We start from the raw sequence: 17,545 nt of genomic DNA on the forward strand, positions 1-17,545 counted from the left end.
ATCATTGAAATCAGCATTTTTTACCAACTCATCGCGCTTAGCCGACGCGTAAACTAGATGTCGATGCACTAAACAAACACCTCGGAAACATTAAATGACAGACCTTGCAGATCTTTTTCAGATAGACGGGGGGCTTGCTGGAATGGCCAAACTACGCCAATTTCGCCATCATCCCAAGCAATACAACGCTCAAACTCGGGTGCATAGTAATCGGTAGTCTTATATAAAAACTCGGCCGTATCAGACATCGTGACAAATCCATGCGCAAAACCTTCCGGTATCCAAAGCTGTTGTTTGTTTTCGGCGGATAGGGTCGCGCCCACCCATTGCCCAAATGTCGGCGAGCTTTTACGGATATCGACTGCCACGTCGAACACTTCGCCCTGCACCACCCGCACCAATTTACCTTGCGCCTTGGGTGGCAATTGATAATGTAGTCCGCGCAACACACCTTGTTGCGATTTTGAGTGGTTGTCTTGCACGAATTCACGCTTCAGACCAGTCAGCTCTTCAAATCTTTGCTGATTGAAACTTTCGAAGAAAAACCCGCGCTCGTCGCCGAAGACTTTGGGGGTAAACAGAATAACGTCCGGAATGGAAAGACGGGTTGCCTGCACTAGAACACCTGTTGCTTTAACAGCGCGGTAAGATACTGTCCATAACCGTTTTTGGCAAGCGGTTTTGCCAGTTTTTGGATTTGCTCATCGTCAATCCAGCCGCTACGCCAGGCAATTTCTTCCGGACAGGCAATCTTCAAGCCTTGGCGGCGCTCTATGGTTTCAATGAAGTTACTGGCCTCAATCAAGCTGGCATGGGTACCGGTATCAAGCCAGGCATAACCGCGACCCATGATTTCGACCCTGAGCTGTTTCTGGGCCAAGTAAACTTTGTTGACATCGGTAATTTCCAGCTCTCCACGTGGCGAGGGTTTTAAATTAGCGGCTATATCCACGACCTGATTATCGTAAAAATACAGTCCGGTCACGGCGTAATTACTTTTGGGTTGTGCCGGCTTTTCCTCCAGTGACGTAGCCCTACCCTGCTGATCGAAACTCACTACGCCATAACGTTCCGGATCGAGAACATGATAGGCAAATACCGTTGCCCCCGCCGCCTGCTGGGTTGCGTTCCTGAGTTGCACATGCAGATCGTGGCCATAAAAGATGTTATCCCCTAAAACTAGCGCACTGGGATGATTGCCGATGAAGTCCTTGCCGATAATGAAGGCTTGAGCCAGGCCATCCGGGCTAGGCTGCACGGCATAGCGCAGATTGATACCCCAATCACTGCCGTCTCCGAGTAATTGCTGAAACAGCGGGGTATCTTGCGGGGTCGAAATAATCAAAATATCCTGAATACCGGCCAGCATCAAGGTGCTGAGCGGATAGTAAATCATTGGCTTGTCGTAAATCGGCAGCAACTGCTTGGAAACGGCTTTTGTGACCGGATACAGCCGAGTGCCGGAGCCGCCCGCCAAAATAATGCCTTTTCGGGAAAGTTGGGAGTCTGTCATGAGGTACGCCTGTCGTTATATTGGGTTACAAATTTACTGATTTGCCCAATACAATAACCGATGCTTCGCTTTTGCAAAACCGAAAGCTACTAAAAAATGCATCCGCAAATTGAGAACCGGCAACTTTGACGGCGCATTTCTGTTATAGAATGAACTGACAACAATAACAATCGAGGAACCAGAGATGATCACTGCCGCTATTTACGTTTTAACCATGTTGTTCGCCGCCTATGCCATTTATAGCGTGCGAAGCAAATAATTCTCCCTGCCCAGCCTAAGCGTTACCTAGAAAGCTCAGCGATAGCCGGAATTTCTTGAACTTCTTGGCCGACCATCCTCTCGATGCTTACCTGGTCCGTTTGAAATACGAAAAGACAGCGAATTATCAAGATTTTCGTCTATGACTGCGGATAACTACACACTCTCAACAAGGAATATCCCGGTTTTATTCAAAAAAACCGGCTTATTGATCTTGTTCCTTTTAACGCCGCTACTATCGAGGGCTGATGAGGTATTTGCGGTCGCTTTAACCGAATGCGGAGCCCGGCTTGAGCACCGTAGTGTCGAACCGGAGATATTGTTGGTCAGGAGCGATTGCCCCTTATCGCTGCAATCCTTGGCGGAGCTTCTGGATTCTGGCTTGCAAGGCATGTTTCCCGCAAAAACACCAGGCATTCGTTCCATTTACCTCGGCAGACTGATGAATTACCCGCAATGGTCGACAGCATTGGCCCAGGCGGCGGCAAAATCCCCCGCCTGGAATTCGCGGAAAGGACGACCGATGAAAACCAGTGAAAACGATAACCGGCGAGTCACGCTACTCCTCAACGGCCCCGCCTATCCGCAAGAATTGAAACCGGTGTTTTCGCGTTACCAGCTCCTGCCTTGCATTGCCGAAGTGGAAAAGGTGCTGGTCTATAAAGCAAAAGACATTTTTACCGATGACTCCGCCTCATCCAAATCAATTCCCGCCAATGCCCGCTTACCGGTTGATGCCCAGGTTTGGCTGAGACTGCAGCCCATTTCGACCGATTGCTCGCGTCGCTAGGAATGGCTTCGTGGCTTGCGAGCTATACCCTGATACTTCTATCTCCCGCAGAAATGAACAATGAGCAATCATGGCCTGCATATATTTCGACTTAGGAGATTTATGAAAATCAATAGACCCTCCCTGAGAAATTTGCCGTTGACTGAGCGGAGTCGAAGTCAACTATTCGCTTCGACTCCGCTCATCAGCGAACAAAATATTCAGCATTAGCGATAGGCTCAATATTTCCGATAAATCTCCTTAACTGACTCCCTGTTGATAACTCATGCCCCATACCACCATAAAAAGCAGCTTTTACGCTTACCTCTCCAGACTCAGATGGATTAAACGCTGGGGATTAAAGCGTAATGCCCACGCCGAAAACGTCATGGAGCACAGTTGGGAAGTGGCGGTGATCGCGCATACCTTGGCATTGATCAAAAATCGCTATTTTTCCGGCGAGATCGATGCCAACGCGATTGCTACCGCCGCTTTATATCATGACATCACCGAGGTGATTACCGGCGATTTGCCGACCCCGATCAAATACCATTCACCCGCCATTCTCGACGCCTACAAACATATCGAACAACAGGCCGAAACCGAATTGCTTAAGTTACTGCCCGATGCCTTGCAGGATGATTTTCGACCGTTGATTAAACACGAACAATTGCCGGAACAGCATCAGCAAATCATCAAGGCCGCCGACAAGATTTCGGCTTATCTAAAATGCCAAGCGGAGCTTAAGGCCGGTAATACCGAATTTGAAATAGCCGCCGAACAACTGGCCAAAAACATCCATGATTTAAAACAACCCGAAGTGATTTTCTTTATGCGGGCCTTCGTCCCCAGTTGCGGCCTGACATTGGATGGCCTGATGCAGACCAATTGATACCTCCGAGCATTTTTGTAACCGTTCAACAAAGCCCCGGTTTAATCCATTCTTAATCTGTTGCTAATTAAGGCTTAAGCAAGCCCCTATAGAATTATCCACAACTTAAATCACATCCCCTAGAAGGAGTTTGTATGTTCAGAGTGGAAAAATTAGCGGTACTGAGTCTACTGTTTTCATCGGTAGCCGTTGCCGACGGACATGGACATGGTCATCACGGCCACCATGGACATGGTCACGGCCATCATCACGATCATTACGTGGAAGTTGAGCGGGTATATTACCCGGAACGGGTGGTGCAGTACGTCCCCGCTCCACCACCACCCGCGCGTTACCAAAGTTACGACCAGCGTTCGACCCAAGGTTTGGTCGGGGGCGCGCTGGGTAGTGTGGTAGGTTATGAGATGAGCCGCGGCGATCCATTGGGCGCCGGAATCGGTGCCGCCGCGGGCGCCTGGATGGGTAACGGCATGAGCAGATAAGACCAAAACCATCCCTGCCACTTTAAAATCTACTTTTGATCACAAATAGCCTGAACTTCATTGAGTAGGCATTGATCCGTGGGAGGGGCTTTAGCCGCGACTGAAAGCCTCTTATCGCGGCTAAAGCCCCTTCCACACTAGCCAATGAAACCTGACAATCGAAAAGTAAATCCAGGCCGAATACCTTAGAAAACTATTATTTCCCGTCCAGTCCCCTACCCTACAACTAAGGATTTCGTCAAAATTAACTGCCGGAAGTTTTGGAGAACAATAATGTGGGGGGCAAATTCATTCGTCCATTGAAATGCTATTTGGCGAATAAATTCACCCCTACCTGGGAAGTGAATTTTTGCTGAATCCTAAACATTATAAGGTCCGGCAATCCAGTCTCTTAACACGGCCTCGTCGCGCTCGGGCAAATAGGCAAAGTCCCCGGATATATCGCGATACACCGCGTCGGCGCTGTGAGTCGATACCAACTTACCCTTGACCATGTAAAAAAACCAGGCGAACGGATAACCGGCCTGTCTATCGAATCGATTCAACACGTTGCTTAAAGCACTACCCTTCTTACCGGCAAAATCTTCCAGATGCGGCAGGTGGTTTTTGTGGATATTAACAATTTCCACGTTGACGATTTGTTCGCCGAAACGGCCGGTGTGTTGATAAGGCCGGATGATCCAATCCGCCGACATCCGATGTTTCAACCCGGCACTGCAGCGGTTCCAGTCGTCCATGAAGCGTTGCACCGGATGTTCGCCCGGATGGCGTTCGTTGATCACTTCCATGAACAGTTTGACATCTGTCTTACGGCGATAGGTATAACGCGAATGGCCGAAACCAAAACTTTCGATGCAGAAAGGTTGCAAGGGATCGATAAATTCTTCCAGATCTTCCGGCGGATTGTTTTGATCGACCAGCATCCTGTCGGACATTTCGCTGGTTTTATCGATCTCGATCAGAGTAAAGTCTTCGGCGCGGCCGCCGGTTTGCACTACAAAATATAGGGTTCTGCCTGTCTGCTTGGTCGCAATCAGTTTCTGATCCAAGGCATGGTCTATCAAGGTTTGTAAATTTTGTCCGCATTCCAGATAGGTCCGCTCGACCCATTCGATCAAATCGCTGGCGATGCGGTTACCGTCCATGTCCACCACCCCGCCCAATCGATACCATTCATCACCCGTCATCGCCAGATGAATCGGATAATCGGGGATCAGGCTTTGCAATTTGTTTAATAACAATTCGTCGGTCTGGCCGGGGATGATTTTCTTACAACAATCGGTAATATCCTGTCCGGCGAGGGCTAAACGCGATTCAGTCATGGTCGGAATCCAAGGCATGGGTTGAATTAAGGCGTCTTTGTGCGACTTCGCGCACATCAGGTTCGGGGTCGTTGACTAATGCAGCCAGGTATTTAGGATCAACTTTCAAAGCCACCGTGTAGCGTACCACCCAATCGCTATCATTCAGCAGGGCCACGGCATCTTCGGCCGGCAGGCGTTCGGCGACGATACGCCGCACATCCGCCATAGGATCGTTGGCCATCAATCCCAAGCTGACTTCCGGTAGACGTTCGGCGACAATTTTACGGACTTGCTCATCCTCGTCCTTGATGAAGCGAAACAAGCGGCCAGGTGCCAAGCGTTTGGCAACCATTAATCGCACGATGTAATCCTGGTCACCCGCAAGTAGTTCGAGATGTTCGGGATCGATGCGGTCGGCCACCGTCATCCTCACTTCGCGATCGGGATCGTTAATCCAGGCCAATAATTGCTGGGCCGGCAGACGGTACGCCACCGCGCGCCTGACCACCTCGTCCTCATCGTTTATTAAAACTTGCAGGGCTTTTTGCGGGGCATAGCGAACCGCAATGGCACGACGCTCCCAAAACTTATCTTGCAGGTAATGTACGGCATAGGCGGGATTGACCCGAAAGAAGCGATCAATCTGCCGGCCGCTTTCGACAAAGACACAAGTATCGCCAGGCATGCAGCGCCCCATCAGCAGGGTTTTGCCACGGAATGGGCACAGACTGCAATCGGCAATGCGCGGAGACACGGGATCGGCGGACTCGACCATCGGGAACCCCTAATCTTCCAGAACTTCGGCGATCACGATGCCCGTGGCATTTTCGTAGCTATTGGTCAGGCATAGACAATGTTCACGCCCATCGATCAAATAGAGATTGAACCCTTCACCTTCCAAGACCGGCTGGTTGTTTGGAAGATCATCTTCCATGCAATAGGTGAAATGTACCCCCGGATTTTCGCCTCTCAACTTCGCCACTAACGATTCATTCAATGATTCGCTTCCGATGATAGAAGCTATATGTTGCAGTTGTTCAGGGCTGATCATGGCAATTCCTGTTTATATGCTGGGTAGGGTCAAATCATTCGACGCTCGGCCTACGACATGATGAACAACAGGCCGAATAAATTCGACCCTACCTCGCTTTACATCATTTGACGAGCCGCTTAAGCCACCAAGGGCAAAATGCAGTTATCGATCGGACAAACCTTCACACATTGCGGCACATCGTAATCGCCGTTGCATTCCGTACAGGTTTTTTTATTGATCTCAAACACGACCGCACCCTCTTTAATCGAGTCGGTGGGGCATACGGGTTTGCAATCTCCGCAGGAAATACATTCTTCAGCAACAATATATAAAGACATAATAAGCTCCTTTTATAAACGTTTCGCTTGTAGAGTAATTGGAATATTGGGGGGCGTATCCAGTACGTCGAAATAATACTTGGACCCGTCGCCCAATACAACTTCACCACCCCATTTGTCAGGGCTATCAAATTCCAAGGACTCTACGGTCTCTTCCAAATCTTTCTTTGCAACGTAAAACAACAATTTGCCGTCTTCACGTTTTCTAAGCATGACGCTGGGCATGGTTTTCTCCAAACAAAAAGTAGGGTGGGCATCGCCCACCCCACGGGTGACAACAGGATTAACGAATCAAATCGTAGTTGTAGTCGGTGGTTCCCATGCCTTTGGTTTCTTTATCCAACTGTTCCAGTACCGCATTGACCAGGGTCGTCAGCATATACATCGCGCCTTCGTAACCCAGAGTCGTCATCCGGTGTAGATGATGGCGATCGAAGATTGGGAAACCGATACGAATCAAAGGTACTTCAAATTCCTCACCTTTGTAGACAGTATCGCGTTGGATGAATTTACCGTAGGAGTTGCCGATCATGAAGTCCGGTTTGTTGGTAAACATCAATGAGCGGAAGTGCCACAAATCCTTGCCGATATGCACGGTAGCGCTTTGGCCGTAAGGCGAGGCTTTCAACACTTCTTCAACCGCTTTTTTGAAACGTTTATTGGCATGATTGACCAGTACATCGGTGACTTCCGCACCCATTTCCAGCAGGAATTTGGTCATGCCCAAGGCAAAGTCCGCATCGCCGTACAGCGCGAATTTTTTGCCGTGCAACCAGGCGTGTGAGTCGGTCATCATGTCGACCAGACGGCCACGTTCGGTCTCCAGCGATTTTGGAATCGGTTTACCGGTCAGTTCGGAGATTTTCATCAACAATTGGTCGGTCCATTCCAGGCCCATCGGGATGTTCAATTTAGGCACATCCTGTTTCCAGGTGCCTTCGACGAACTTCTTGGTTTTTTCCAATTGCCAAGGTTGCAACAGAACGGTCGTGATCGCGTTCGGTGCGTCCTTGACTTCGTCGATGGTAGTGCCGCCGGCATACATGTTGAATTGGCCATCGGCTGGAGTATCCAACACTTCGGTAGGATCGCTCAACAGGGTGTAATCGACGCCCATTTCCTTCATCATCCGGTGGATCACGCGGAAGTTGCCCAAATAGGTTTCAAAGCCAGGTACAAAGTTAATTTTGCCGTTGGAGCCAACTTCCTTGCCTTCCATAAAGTTCAGCGTGAAGTAGCGGGCAATGCCTTCGAACATATTGTCCCAACCGGTAGTATGACTACCGACGAAGCTAGGAGTATGCGCGAACGGAACAGGATAATCCTGATCGATATGGCCTTCTTTTTTGGCGTTGTTGATGAACGCGTTCAAGTCGTCGCCGATAACTTCCGCCATACAGGTGGTCGATACCGCGATCATGGTAGGCTTGTACAAGGCTTTGGCGTTTTCCAGACCGGCAAACATGTTTTTCTGACCGCCGAATACCGCCGCGTCTTCAGTCATTGAGTCGGAAACGCAAGAGATTGGCTCTTTGAAATGACGGTTGAAGTAAGTACGGAAATAAGCCACGCAACCTTGCGAACCGTGCACATAAGGCATGGTTTTCTCAAAGCCCAATGAGCACAATACGGCACCCAGGGGTTGGCAGGCTTTAGCTGGGTTGACGGTAATCGCTTCGCGGTTGAAGTTCAATTCTTGGTATTCCTTAGTGGTCGTCCACTGGAATACTTCGTCAATTTGATCTTGTGGATGGCGTTCTTCGTAGTTCGCCCGTTTGTTGGCCAGACTTTCCTTGTATTCATCATTTCTGAATAAAGGATAACTAGGTTCAATTTTATCGACTTGTTGGCTCATGATAATCTCCTAACGCGCCACTAATCCGTGGACTACGTAACAGGCTAAAGGCTAAAGGCTAAGGGCAAAACGGATGACCGGCGGCCATGGTGGCGGTATATCTCACCTTTCAACCGCTGCCTTGCGCCTTATCTAAATTAAGCTGGATGCGCTGGATGAGCGAAAAGCTCGCTCCAGCGCGGGTACCGCCGTTTACGCGACGGCTTTGACCGGTTCGCTGGCGGCCTCGGTTTTCCAAGGCGCTTTAAAGCTTTTCCAGCAGGGATTGTTGATGGTCATGTCCATATCGCGAGCGAAGATGGCGAAGCCGTCATAGCCGTGATAAGGGCCTGAATAATCCCAGGAGTGCATTTGGCGGAACGGCACGCCCATTTTTTGGAAAATGTATTTTTCCTTGACACCGGAACCGACCAAGTCGGGTTGGACTTTTTTGACGAACTCTTCGAATTCGTAACCGGTCACGTCATCGTACAGCAGGGTGGCGTTACCCATTTCCTTGATGGTACGGTCGTAGTCGTCGTTGTGACCGAATTCATAACCGGTACCGACCACTTCCATGCCCAAATCTTCATAGGCACCGATCACGTGGCGTGGACGCAAGCCGCCGATGTACAACATCACGCGTTTGCCTTCCAGGCGTGGTTTGTATTTGGCGATCACAGCTTCGTATTCGGCTGAGTAACGAGCGATTACGCGTTCCGCGCCTTCTTTGATGCTGTCATCGAAGTGGCTGGCGATTCTACGTAGGGATTCGGCAATTTTGGTTGGGCCGAAGAAGTTATACTCGATCCAAGGAATATTGTACTTTTCTTCCATATGCCGAGCGATGTAGTTCATCGAACGGTAGCAATGGATCAAGTTCAATTTAACTTTTGGGGTATTTTCGATCTCGGCGATGGTACCGTCACCGGACCATTGTGCGACAACCTTCAAACCCATCTCTTCCAACAAGGTACGTGACGCCCAAGCATCGCCGCCGATGTTGTAGTCGCCGATCACGGCAACGTCGTAAGGGCCGACAGTGTAGCTTGGTTCCTTGCCGTCGTTTTTATCCAGCACCCAGTCGCGAATCGCGTCGTTGGCGATATGGTGACCCAGGGATTGCGATACGCCGCGGAAACCTTCGCAACGTACGGGCACGATGGTTTTGCCGTGTTCTTTGGCTTTGACTTTGGAAACGGCTTCGATGTCGTCGCCGATCAAACCGATTGGGCATTCTGATTGAATCGACACACCTTTGTTCAATGGGAACAAGGTTTCAATTTCGTCAATACATTTGGCCAGTTTTTTATCGCCGCCGAAAACGATGTCTTTTTCGGTGAAATCGGAGGTAAAGTTCATGGTACCGAAGGTATTGATACCGGTAGTACCGACGTAGTAGTTACGGCGGCCGGCGCGCGAATATTGTCCGCAACCGACGGGGCCGTGAGAAATATGGATCATGTCCTTAATCGGACCCCAAACCACACCCTTGGAACCGGCATAGGCGCAACCACGAATGGTCATGACTCCAGGCAGGGATTTACGGTTTGACGTGATACATTTATTGGACTTTTCCAAGCTTTGATCATTAACCGCCAAATGTTTTTCGCGGTCTTTTTTAGCTTTTTCGGGATAGACTTCCAACACTTCTTGAATAAGCGCTTCGGTCTCTTCTCTTGTCATGGCTGCCATGATGATCTCCTTTTGTGGTCGTGGGTAATCTCCCAACTGACCCCTGTTAGGAACTAGTTAAAAGCAGGTTGGATCGAGCATCCTCAACCCAACCTACGTACTTATTTAAGCAGAAGCTTCAGCTGCTGCTGTAACGCCGACGGTGCTTTCGTCAACTTCTTCCATCACACCGAATTCCATCAACAGTTCTTCCAGCTCATCCATCGTGATTGGAGTTGGGATGACCAGGTTTTTGTTGTTGACGATTTTGTTGGCCAGATCGCGGTATTCTTGAGCTTGTTTAGCTTGCGGCTCATACTCGATCACGGTCATGCGGCGGATTTCGGCGCGTTGTACGACGTTGTCGCGCGGCACGAAGTGGATCATGTGGGTGCCCAATTTGGCGGCCAATTCCATGATCAGTTCGTCTTCGCGAGCGGTTTGACGCGAGTTGCAGATCAAACCGGCCAAACGTACGCCGCCTGAGTTAGCGTATTTCACGATACCTTTAGCGATGTTGTTGGCCGCATACATGGCCATCATTTCGCCGGAGCAAACGATATAAATTTCTTGCGCTTTGTTTTCACGAATTGGCATCGCGAAACCACCGCAAACAACGTCACCCAATACATCGTAGAATACGAAGTCTAAGTCTTCGTCGTAAGCGCCTTCCTCTTCCAGGAAGTTGATCGCGGTGATAACACCACGGCCGGCGCAACCTACTCCTGGCTCTGGACCGCCGGATTCAACGCATTTAATGTCGCGATAACCGACTTTCAATACGTCTTCCAGTTCCAAATCTTCCACGCTGCCGGCGTCGGCCGCCATTTGCATGATAGAGTTTTGCGCTTTCGCATGCAGGATCAAACGAGTAGAATCGGCTTTAGGGTCGCAACCGACGATCATTACTTTTTTGCCGAGCTCAGCCAAGCCGGCAACCAGATTTTGAGTAGTGGTCGATTTACCGATACCACCTTTACCGTAAATAGCACATTGACGTAATTTCGCCATGATCTTCTCCTCTGTAGAGCGTGTAGTTAATGACAAACTGAATATTGCAATGCGCGTGCCAATCTATACGCAACTTTTAAGTATATGTTTTTAAAGTAAATTTAATAAATTTACCTTCCAAATGCTTGGTTGCATACCAAACAATTTGTGTAGGGGGCTGTTGCTTTACTCACAGAAATGATGTGGTTTTATCGATTTGGCCATTTTGACCCACGCCCACCATCGGGAAGGCCCCACTCGGCCATCGGCCTTGGCCCAACCTTGACTTTGCTCACGCCTCATCATTTCGGTACTGCCGTAACTTATATATAGCCATCGCGGTTCACATTTAGGCAATTTGGCCCCTCTCCAACCGAATGCCTACAAAGATGCCAGTAGTTGGGCTATATAGTTGCAGTTACCGATTTGACCGGAGCCATGAAATTCACAAACCAGAATTTGGTGAGCAATGACTCTATCTAATGCTTACGGCACTGATTACCGCCGGTTTAGCCATCCTAGTATTGAGCGCATGCCGACAGACTCAGTGGCCGTTGTGATAAACCTTACAATTTAAACAGAAACTACGGCGCGCCGATGATACCGGTGCTTCGGCCGCGAAGCCGGGCCTGACTGGCATGTGTTCCAACCTGGCCTATGCCTGAAAAAGTGGAGCGAATATTGCATTCTTCAAACTATGCATTTTCAACTCCGGAGCTCATCCATGTCCAATTCCGTCTTTTCCGAAATTCTTAGCGGTTTATATGATAATCAAGTCGTGCCTTATCTCGGCCCAGGGGTGCTGTTCGATTCGATCAGTAAACTCAATGGCGCGCCGATACCGGCCGACAGCGATAGCTTAATTCTGGCCATGAACGGCGGCAAGCCGATGGCCCCCAAGCTAATGTACGAATTCCCGCGCGCGGCGATGAATCAGGAATTAAAGCGCGGCCGCAATTACGTCACCCAATTTTTGGATAAAACCTACGGTCAAATGAAGTGGAGCCGGGCCGCCGTGCATGAATGGCTGGCGGAATGGAAACCCAATTATATCGTCGACATCAATCGCGACACTCAGTTGCAGGACAGCTACGCCGATGAGGAACACACGCTGGTCGTCGGTCTTGCCCGCGTGATTGGCAACCACTTCCGCTTCAAGATTTATCACTACGACGGCCAAAGCTATTTTGAAATCGAGCAAAACCAGGTCGACACCAAGTTGCCTATCCTATTCAAACCGATGGGTACGCCGAAACCGGAATCCAATTACGTGGCTTCCGATGCCGACTATGTCGATTACATCACCGAACTGATGGGCGGCTTCGCCATCCCCGACTTCTTGAAGGAATACCGGAAAGGTAAAAAATATCTGCTGCTGGGGCTGCCCTTGAACCGGGATTCTGAACGGATGGTAATGAGCGATATTACCTATGCCGCCGCCGAACACCGGGGCTGGTTCTTACGTAAAAATCCCACCGACAAGGAAAAACGCTTCGCCGATCGCTTAGGCTTTGAACTGATCGAAGCCGATTGCAAGGATTTGCTGGAACTGGTACTAACTCGCCAGGCAGCTTAATACCCCTTCGCAACTCCGGGAACGGTTTAGCGTTTCTCTGGGGCTCGTGCCCAAATTGATTGGAACAGGTAGGAGAGGCTCTTGCGCCCTCCTACATTTGACCAGCCGTCCCGATCATTAACCAACGATCAGTTTTGATAAAACCGGAAGCAGCCTTTGCCGGCATTTTTGGCTTCGTAAAGGCTGTGGTCGGCATGCAGCAGCAAGGTCAAGGCCGGCACGTTATCAGCCGGATACAGGGTCACGCCGATACTGGCCGAAACACTGACCGTGCCGCTGTCCAACGCGATGGGCTGTTCGATTTCGTCTATCGTGCGCTGCAGCAGTCCTCGGCAATATTCGGCGTCATTCAGATCGCCCCATAAAATCACAAATTCGTCCCCGCCCAAACGGGCCACGGTGTCATTTTTGCGCATCACGCCCGTCAGCCGTTGGGAAACGATTTTTAACACCAGATCGCCGGCATCATGCCCCCAATGGTCGTTGACCGGTTTAAAGCCATCCAAATCGAGATAACAAACCGCCAAATAGCAACGATTCCGCATGGCATCGGCCATCGCCAGCTCCATTCTGTCCGCCAACAACAAGCGATTGGGTAAACCGGTCAATGCGTCATGGTTGGCGGCGTGCTCCAAATGCCGCTGGCGTTTGATCAACTGGCCGACGCTGGAAAAAACCCCGGCATAATGACAGACTTGGCCTTGAGCGTTTTTGATGGCGGATATGGTCAGCCACTCCGGCTCTAATTCGCCTGACGGCGTCCGATTCCATATCTCTCCCGACCAATGACAAGTTTGATCGAGGCTTTGCTGGATTTGTTCACTCATTACTTTATCCAGAAATCCCGACTTAATGTTTTGCAAGGGTTTTCTGAGTAAAACACTCTCTTCGAGTTGGCTATTCTGACAAAAAGCGCTGTTAACATCGATGATATGGTACTGGGCATCGGTGATACAAATAGCTTCCAGGGTGTTTTCGAACACATTGGCGAACAGACGCAGCCGCATTTCGACTTTTTGCCGTTCGGCAATTTCCTTCATTAACTGCAAGGTTCGCGTCGACAGATTTTCGTACATCGCCAGCATGGTCTCGATCAATAATTGCTGGCCGCTGTTTTTGCTCTTGTCGAATTGAATTTTGGCTTGTTCGACTGACGCTCCCTTCTGCATCGCCAACACGATTTCGGCCATCTGCTTGTCCCTATCTAAAATGTGAAACGCCAGCCAATGGGTTAAAAAACAGACGATTTCCTCTATCACCTTGTCCAGGGGTTGATCGGTTTCTCGCTGCTTTAACGCTATCACGTCGGCAATAAAACTGGCGTGAACCTTCCTATGCCTGGCCAACATCGCATCGTCGGGCAGATACTGTTGCCAAATTTTCTCTTCGGTTTCAAAGTGATAAGCCGCGTAATCGGTCAATTGAGCAAAGATCTTGTTCAGCCCCGGAATATCGATATCGTAGGCCAGATGTCCCGCCAACAAATTGAGTAAACGCACCAACTGGCAATGTTGCGCATCGATCTCCGGAATACCCACCTCGAAGCCGGCGCTCCAAGGAAAAATTTCAATCGCTGTCATAAGTTTTTATTTTGTTTAAAAGCACCGAATTAGATAATTTTGAGAAAACCTGTAGCCACGGATACCAAAACTATCGTTTGCCGAGCGGACTCGTGCTGAGCGAAGCCGAAGTAGCCGAAGCGAATAGTTGACTTCGACTCCGCTCAGTCAACGTCGGACTTTTTTGGCATTCAGTCAACGACAGTTTTTGGGTGGGGCAAATTTATTGCCATAAATCACCTTAATACCCTGGTCTTTCGGACTTGGAACCGCAAGCGATCATGAATACCCCCGCCCCATGGCTCTCAGTCATCAAATCGCACTGCCCGCCGTTTTGCGCCCCAATCCCCAGGACTAGGATTGAACAGGCCCGCGCATCGGGCTCCGCAAAATTGGCAATGCCCCGTGGCATCCAAATTCCAGTCCGACAGCACATACCAGTCGCGCCCGATCAATAATTTCCCGCATTGATGGCAATAAGTGCTTTCCGCCGCCTTATCATGCACATTGCCGACATAGGCGTAACGCACGCCGTTTTTCAGCGCGATGTCGCGCGCCAGCAGTAGCGATGAGGTCGCTGTATGCGGTTTGTCGATCATTTTCCAGTCGGGATGAAAAGCCGTGAAATGCATCGGCACATCCGACCCCAATTTTTCCACCACCCATTGGGTCATGGCCTCCAATTCGGCCTCGCTATCATTTTCGCCGGGTATGATCAGCGTGGTCAGTTCGAACCAGACCTGAGTCTCATGCTTCAGATACAGCAAGGTTTCCAGCACCGGCTGCAGATGGCCGCCGGTGATTCTGTGATAAAAATCCTCGCTAAAGGCTTTTAAATCAATATTGGCCGCATCCATCCACTGATAAAACTCGATACGAGGTTCGGCGCAGACATAACCGGCACTGACCGCCACCGACTTCAAACCCAATTCCCGGCAGGCCCGAGCGGTATCGATGGCATATTCGTGAAATACCACCGGATCGTTATAAGTATAAGCCACGCTGCCGCAACCGTAACTCGCCGCCGCTTCGGCAATGGCTTGCGGCGAAGCCCGGCTCATCAAGGTATCCATTTCCCTCGATTTGCTGATGTCCCAATTCTGGCAAAACTTGCAAGCCAGATTACAGCCGGCGGTGCCGAAGGAAAAAATCGGCGTTCCGGGCAGAAAATGATTCAGCGGCTTTTTCTCGATCGGGTCGATCGCGAAGCCGCTCGATCGGCCGTAACTGGTCATGACGATTTGATTATCCAGATTCTGCCGCACGAAACACAGGCCGCGCTGGCCTTCATGCAACTTACAAAACCGTGGACAAAGATCGCATTGCACCCGGCCATCGTCCAAGGTATGCCAATAACGGGTAGCCACCGTGTCGTGAGAAATAAAAGTGGTCATACTCATCCTCCTGCCCGATTGAAATTCAGTAGTCCGGCTATTTAGAACAAATACCCCGGACAGCCGAAATCAACGCTTAAGCGGTTGATGTTAAATAAAACTCCGGGACAACATGCCCGGAACTTGGCAAAGTTGTTGTAACATATCCGGGCCGATACCATTAAAAAATTGTGTTGATGGCTTTTCCCGACGGAGGTACATGTCATGAACAGAAAGCCCGCCGTTGCAGGGAGTTTTTACCCTGCCGATCCCAAAACCTTAAGCAACATGATGACTGGCTTTTTGCGCGATGCCTATTGCGGCGGTAAAGCCCCAAAAGCCATGATCGCGCCGCACGCCGGTTATATCTATTCCGGCCCGATCGCCGCCAGCGCTTACGCCCGTTTAAAACCGGTTCGCGATACCATCAAGCGAGTAGTGTTAATAGGTCCCTCGCACCGCGTGGCATTTCAAGGCCTGGCTGTCAGCGAAGCCGACAGTTTCAGCACCCCGTTGGGCGAGATTAGCATTGACAAACCGGCGCTGGAATTGTTGCAAACACTGCCCTTTGTCGGTTTTCTGGAGCAAGCTCACGCGTTGGAACACAGCCTGGAAGTACATTTACCTTTTTTGCAGCAAACCCTAACGGATTTCAAGTTGGTGCCGATTGTCGCCGGCGATGCCAGCCCCGAACAGGTCGGTCAGGTGCTGGACAAGCTGTGGGGCGGCGATGAAACTTTGATCGTGATCAGTTCGGACTTGAGCCATTATCACGATTATTCAACCGCGCAACGTCTGGATAGGCACACCAGCGATTTAATCGAACATCTTCAGTATCGGGAGCTTTCCCCTGAAGCGGCTTGCGGCATGGTGCCGGTCAGCGGCTTATTAAAACTGCTGCGGGAAAAATCGCTGAGCATTAAGAACATTGATCTGAGAAATTCCGGCGACACCGCCGGCGACAAATACCGGGTAGTGGGGTATGGCGCTTATGTCGTTGAATGATTCGCAAAAAAATCAATTACTGGAACTGGCGCAAGCCTCGATCCTGCACGGTCTGGAAACCGGCGAACCGCTGCCGATCGACCCGCAAGACTATGCCGCGGAACTGACCGTCAACCGTGCAACTTTCGTAACGCTGGAGCGCCGGGGACAATTACGTGGCTGTATCGGCATGCTGGAGGCGGTTAGACCGCTGGTTCGAGACATTGCCGAAAATGCCTTCGCCGCCGCCTTTCGCGACCCCCGTTTTCCACCGTTAACCATCGCCGAGTTGGCCGATCTCGAACTGCATATTTCCATCTTAAGTCCGGCCGAAGCCGTCCACTTCAAGTCGGAGCAAGACTTGATCGAGCAATTAAAGCCCGGCATCGACGGCTTGATTCTACGGGAGGGTTATCGCCGCGGCACATTTCTGCCCTCGGTATGGGAACAGTTGCCCGATGCCAGCCAGTTTCTGCGCCATTTAAAACAAAAAGCCGGCCTGCCCGCCGACTATTGGTCCGACAGTCTGGAAATATTCCGCTACAGCACCGAAATGTTTTCCCGATCAGCCTAGCGCTCATAAAGGCTCGGCATCACCCCAACCATGACTTTCAGAGTAAATTGTTCGTCTTTTGTATTCGATTACAGACATTATGACGGAAATTTCTGAGCACCCTCCTACATGAATTAAGGAAACGCCGATTGTGGTTTTGTTTTGATTTATCTACTATCTAAACCCGTAGTGGTTATGGCGGTATTTCGAATACTCAATTAGTGAACCATCCAGATCACAATCGTATTTGGTGAGATAAAAAATTGAGTAATCCATTGAATTATTTTGGAACTCACAAGAACACCGTCCAGATATTCAACTAACGGTTACTGGCAAGAGTGGCTTCAGCCTCGATCAAGCCTTTCATTGCAGCCAAAATCGCTCCTACAAAAGAACCTCATCTTGGGAAATTA

Annotated in this window: 18 protein-coding genes; 6 read left to right on the forward strand and 12 right to left on the reverse strand. The window is 50.0% G+C overall.

Going from position 1 to position 17,545, the window contains the following annotated elements; all coding sequences use genetic code 11:
- Window positions 1-68: 68 nt before the first annotated feature.
- Both rfbC and rfbA read right to left on the reverse strand, forming a co-directional pair.
- Complete coding sequence (gene rfbC, locus IVG45_RS08350; protein WP_196437371.1) at window positions 69-617, reverse strand: dTDP-4-dehydrorhamnose 3,5-epimerase; 549 nt, start codon at window positions 615-617, stop codon at window positions 69-71.
- Entirely contained in the window at window positions 617-1,513 is an 897-nt protein-coding gene (gene rfbA / locus IVG45_RS08355) for a glucose-1-phosphate thymidylyltransferase RfbA (RefSeq protein WP_196437372.1), read from the reverse strand. Before rfbA ends, rfbC begins: the two co-directional genes overlap by 1 nt.
- Before the next feature lie 400 nt (window positions 1,514-1,913).
- On the opposite strand from rfbA, the gene IVG45_RS08360 reads away from it, so the two are divergent.
- The 3 genes from IVG45_RS08360 to IVG45_RS08370 all read left to right on the forward strand — a co-directional run bounded on the left by IVG45_RS08360 (window position 1,914) and on the right by IVG45_RS08370 (window position 3,914).
- Window positions 1,914-2,561 (forward strand): hypothetical protein, encoded by a 648-nt coding sequence (locus tag IVG45_RS08360; RefSeq protein ID WP_196437373.1) that lies wholly within the window; start codon window positions 1,914-1,916, stop codon window positions 2,559-2,561.
- A gap of 265 nt (window positions 2,562-2,826) precedes the next feature.
- Entirely contained in the window at window positions 2,827-3,432 is a 606-nt protein-coding gene (yfbR, locus tag IVG45_RS08365) for a 5'-deoxynucleotidase (protein WP_196437374.1), read from the forward strand.
- Between the two features lie 134 nt (window positions 3,433-3,566).
- Window positions 3,567-3,914, forward strand: coding sequence for a glycine zipper 2TM domain-containing protein (locus IVG45_RS08370; RefSeq protein WP_196437375.1), 348 nt, complete (start codon window positions 3,567-3,569; stop codon window positions 3,912-3,914).
- A gap of 359 nt (window positions 3,915-4,273) precedes the next feature.
- Here the strand turns inward: IVG45_RS08370 and IVG45_RS08375 are convergent, their stop codons facing one another.
- From IVG45_RS08375 to nifH, 8 genes are all read right to left on the reverse strand, one after another.
- Entirely contained in the window at window positions 4,274-5,236 is a 963-nt protein-coding gene (locus IVG45_RS08375; protein WP_196437376.1) for a hypothetical protein, read from the reverse strand.
- Window positions 5,229-5,993: a 4Fe4S-binding leucine-rich repeat protein gene (locus IVG45_RS08380; RefSeq protein ID WP_196437377.1), complete on the reverse strand. Its 765-nt coding sequence runs from the start codon at window positions 5,991-5,993 to the stop codon at window positions 5,229-5,231. Before IVG45_RS08380 ends, IVG45_RS08375 begins: the two co-directional genes overlap by 8 nt.
- Before the next feature lie 9 nt (window positions 5,994-6,002).
- The gene (locus tag IVG45_RS08385) at window positions 6,003-6,269 is read right to left on the reverse strand and encodes a DUF6129 family protein (RefSeq protein ID WP_196437378.1); all 267 of its coding nucleotides are present in this window, start codon (window positions 6,267-6,269) and stop codon (window positions 6,003-6,005) included.
- Between the two features lie 119 nt (window positions 6,270-6,388).
- Window positions 6,389-6,589, reverse strand: a complete 201-nt coding sequence (locus IVG45_RS08390; RefSeq protein ID WP_196437379.1) for a 4Fe-4S binding protein — start codon at window positions 6,587-6,589, stop codon at window positions 6,389-6,391.
- A 12-nt stretch (window positions 6,590-6,601) separates the two neighbouring features.
- The gene (nifT, locus tag IVG45_RS08395; protein ID WP_196437380.1) at window positions 6,602-6,814 is read right to left on the reverse strand and encodes a putative nitrogen fixation protein NifT; all 213 of its coding nucleotides are present in this window, start codon (window positions 6,812-6,814) and stop codon (window positions 6,602-6,604) included.
- A gap of 58 nt (window positions 6,815-6,872) precedes the next feature.
- Window positions 6,873-8,444 (reverse strand): nitrogenase molybdenum-iron protein subunit beta, encoded by a 1,572-nt coding sequence (nifK, locus tag IVG45_RS08400; RefSeq protein ID WP_196437381.1) that lies wholly within the window; start codon window positions 8,442-8,444, stop codon window positions 6,873-6,875.
- Between the two features lie 192 nt (window positions 8,445-8,636).
- A complete protein-coding gene (gene nifD / locus IVG45_RS08405; RefSeq protein WP_196437382.1) occupies window positions 8,637-10,118 on the reverse strand; it encodes a nitrogenase molybdenum-iron protein alpha chain in 1,482 nt (493 codons plus the stop codon).
- Between the two features lie 105 nt (window positions 10,119-10,223).
- Window positions 10,224-11,108 (reverse strand): nitrogenase iron protein, encoded by an 885-nt coding sequence (nifH, locus tag IVG45_RS08410; protein WP_196437383.1) that lies wholly within the window; start codon window positions 11,106-11,108, stop codon window positions 10,224-10,226.
- A 703-nt stretch (window positions 11,109-11,811) separates the two neighbouring features.
- Here nifH and IVG45_RS08415 point away from each other — a divergent pair.
- A complete protein-coding gene (locus IVG45_RS08415; protein WP_196437384.1) occupies window positions 11,812-12,663 on the forward strand; it encodes an SIR2 family protein in 852 nt (283 codons plus the stop codon).
- Between the two features lie 128 nt (window positions 12,664-12,791).
- On the opposite strand, the gene IVG45_RS08420 is transcribed toward IVG45_RS08415, so the two are convergent.
- On the reverse strand, window positions 12,792-14,243 hold the full coding sequence (locus IVG45_RS08420; protein ID WP_196437385.1) for a bacteriohemerythrin: 1,452 nt from the start codon (window positions 14,241-14,243) through the stop codon (window positions 12,792-12,794).
- A 284-nt stretch (window positions 14,244-14,527) separates the two neighbouring features.
- Complete coding sequence (gene amrS, locus IVG45_RS08425; RefSeq protein WP_196437386.1) at window positions 14,528-15,616, reverse strand: AmmeMemoRadiSam system radical SAM enzyme; 1,089 nt, start codon at window positions 15,614-15,616, stop codon at window positions 14,528-14,530.
- A 204-nt stretch (window positions 15,617-15,820) separates the two neighbouring features.
- On the opposite strand from amrS, the gene amrB reads away from it, so the two are divergent.
- Complete coding sequence (gene amrB, locus IVG45_RS08430; protein ID WP_196437387.1) at window positions 15,821-16,600, forward strand: AmmeMemoRadiSam system protein B; 780 nt, start codon at window positions 15,821-15,823, stop codon at window positions 16,598-16,600.
- A complete protein-coding gene (gene amrA, locus IVG45_RS08435) occupies window positions 16,587-17,153 on the forward strand; it encodes an AmmeMemoRadiSam system protein A (RefSeq protein ID WP_196437388.1) in 567 nt (188 codons plus the stop codon). The genes amrB and amrA overlap by 14 nt, the downstream gene beginning before the upstream one ends.
- The last annotated feature ends 392 nt before the right edge of the window (window positions 17,154-17,545 follow it).

Source organism: Methylomonas sp. LL1 (assembly GCF_015711015.1).
Classification (GTDB): domain Bacteria; phylum Pseudomonadota; class Gammaproteobacteria; order Methylococcales; family Methylomonadaceae; genus Methylomonas.

Coding starts and splice junctions, on each gene's coding strand:
- rfbA (WP_196437372.1), bottom strand. CDS start 1,513: ATGACAGACTCCCAACTTTCCCGAAAAGGCATTATTTTGGCGGGCGGC.
- IVG45_RS08360 (WP_196437373.1), top strand. CDS start 1,914: ATGACTGCGGATAACTACACACTCTCAACAAGGAATATCCCGGTTTTA.
- yfbR (WP_196437374.1), top strand. CDS start 2,827: ATGCCCCATACCACCATAAAAAGCAGCTTTTACGCTTACCTCTCCAGA.
- IVG45_RS08370 (WP_196437375.1), top strand. CDS start 3,567: ATGTTCAGAGTGGAAAAATTAGCGGTACTGAGTCTACTGTTTTCATCG.
- IVG45_RS08375 (WP_196437376.1), bottom strand. CDS start 5,236: ATGACTGAATCGCGTTTAGCCCTCGCCGGACAGGATATTACCGATTGT.
- IVG45_RS08380 (WP_196437377.1), bottom strand. CDS start 5,993: ATGGTCGAGTCCGCCGATCCCGTGTCTCCGCGCATTGCCGATTGCAGT.
- IVG45_RS08385 (WP_196437378.1), bottom strand. CDS start 6,269: ATGATCAGCCCTGAACAACTGCAACATATAGCTTCTATCATCGGAAGC.
- IVG45_RS08390 (WP_196437379.1), bottom strand. CDS start 6,589: ATGTCTTTATATATTGTTGCTGAAGAATGTATTTCCTGCGGAGATTGC.
- nifT (WP_196437380.1), bottom strand. CDS start 6,814: ATGCCCAGCGTCATGCTTAGAAAACGTGAAGACGGCAAATTGTTGTTT.
- nifK (WP_196437381.1), bottom strand. CDS start 8,444: ATGAGCCAACAAGTCGATAAAATTGAACCTAGTTATCCTTTATTCAGA.
- nifD (WP_196437382.1), bottom strand. CDS start 10,118: ATGGCAGCCATGACAAGAGAAGAGACCGAAGCGCTTATTCAAGAAGTG.
- nifH (WP_196437383.1), bottom strand. CDS start 11,108: ATGGCGAAATTACGTCAATGTGCTATTTACGGTAAAGGTGGTATCGGT.
- IVG45_RS08415 (WP_196437384.1), top strand. CDS start 11,812: ATGTCCAATTCCGTCTTTTCCGAAATTCTTAGCGGTTTATATGATAAT.
- IVG45_RS08420 (WP_196437385.1), bottom strand. CDS start 14,243: ATGACAGCGATTGAAATTTTTCCTTGGAGCGCCGGCTTCGAGGTGGGT.
- amrS (WP_196437386.1), bottom strand. CDS start 15,616: ATGACCACTTTTATTTCTCACGACACGGTGGCTACCCGTTATTGGCAT.
- amrB (WP_196437387.1), top strand. CDS start 15,821: ATGAACAGAAAGCCCGCCGTTGCAGGGAGTTTTTACCCTGCCGATCCC.
- amrA (WP_196437388.1), top strand. CDS start 16,587: ATGTCGTTGAATGATTCGCAAAAAAATCAATTACTGGAACTGGCGCAA.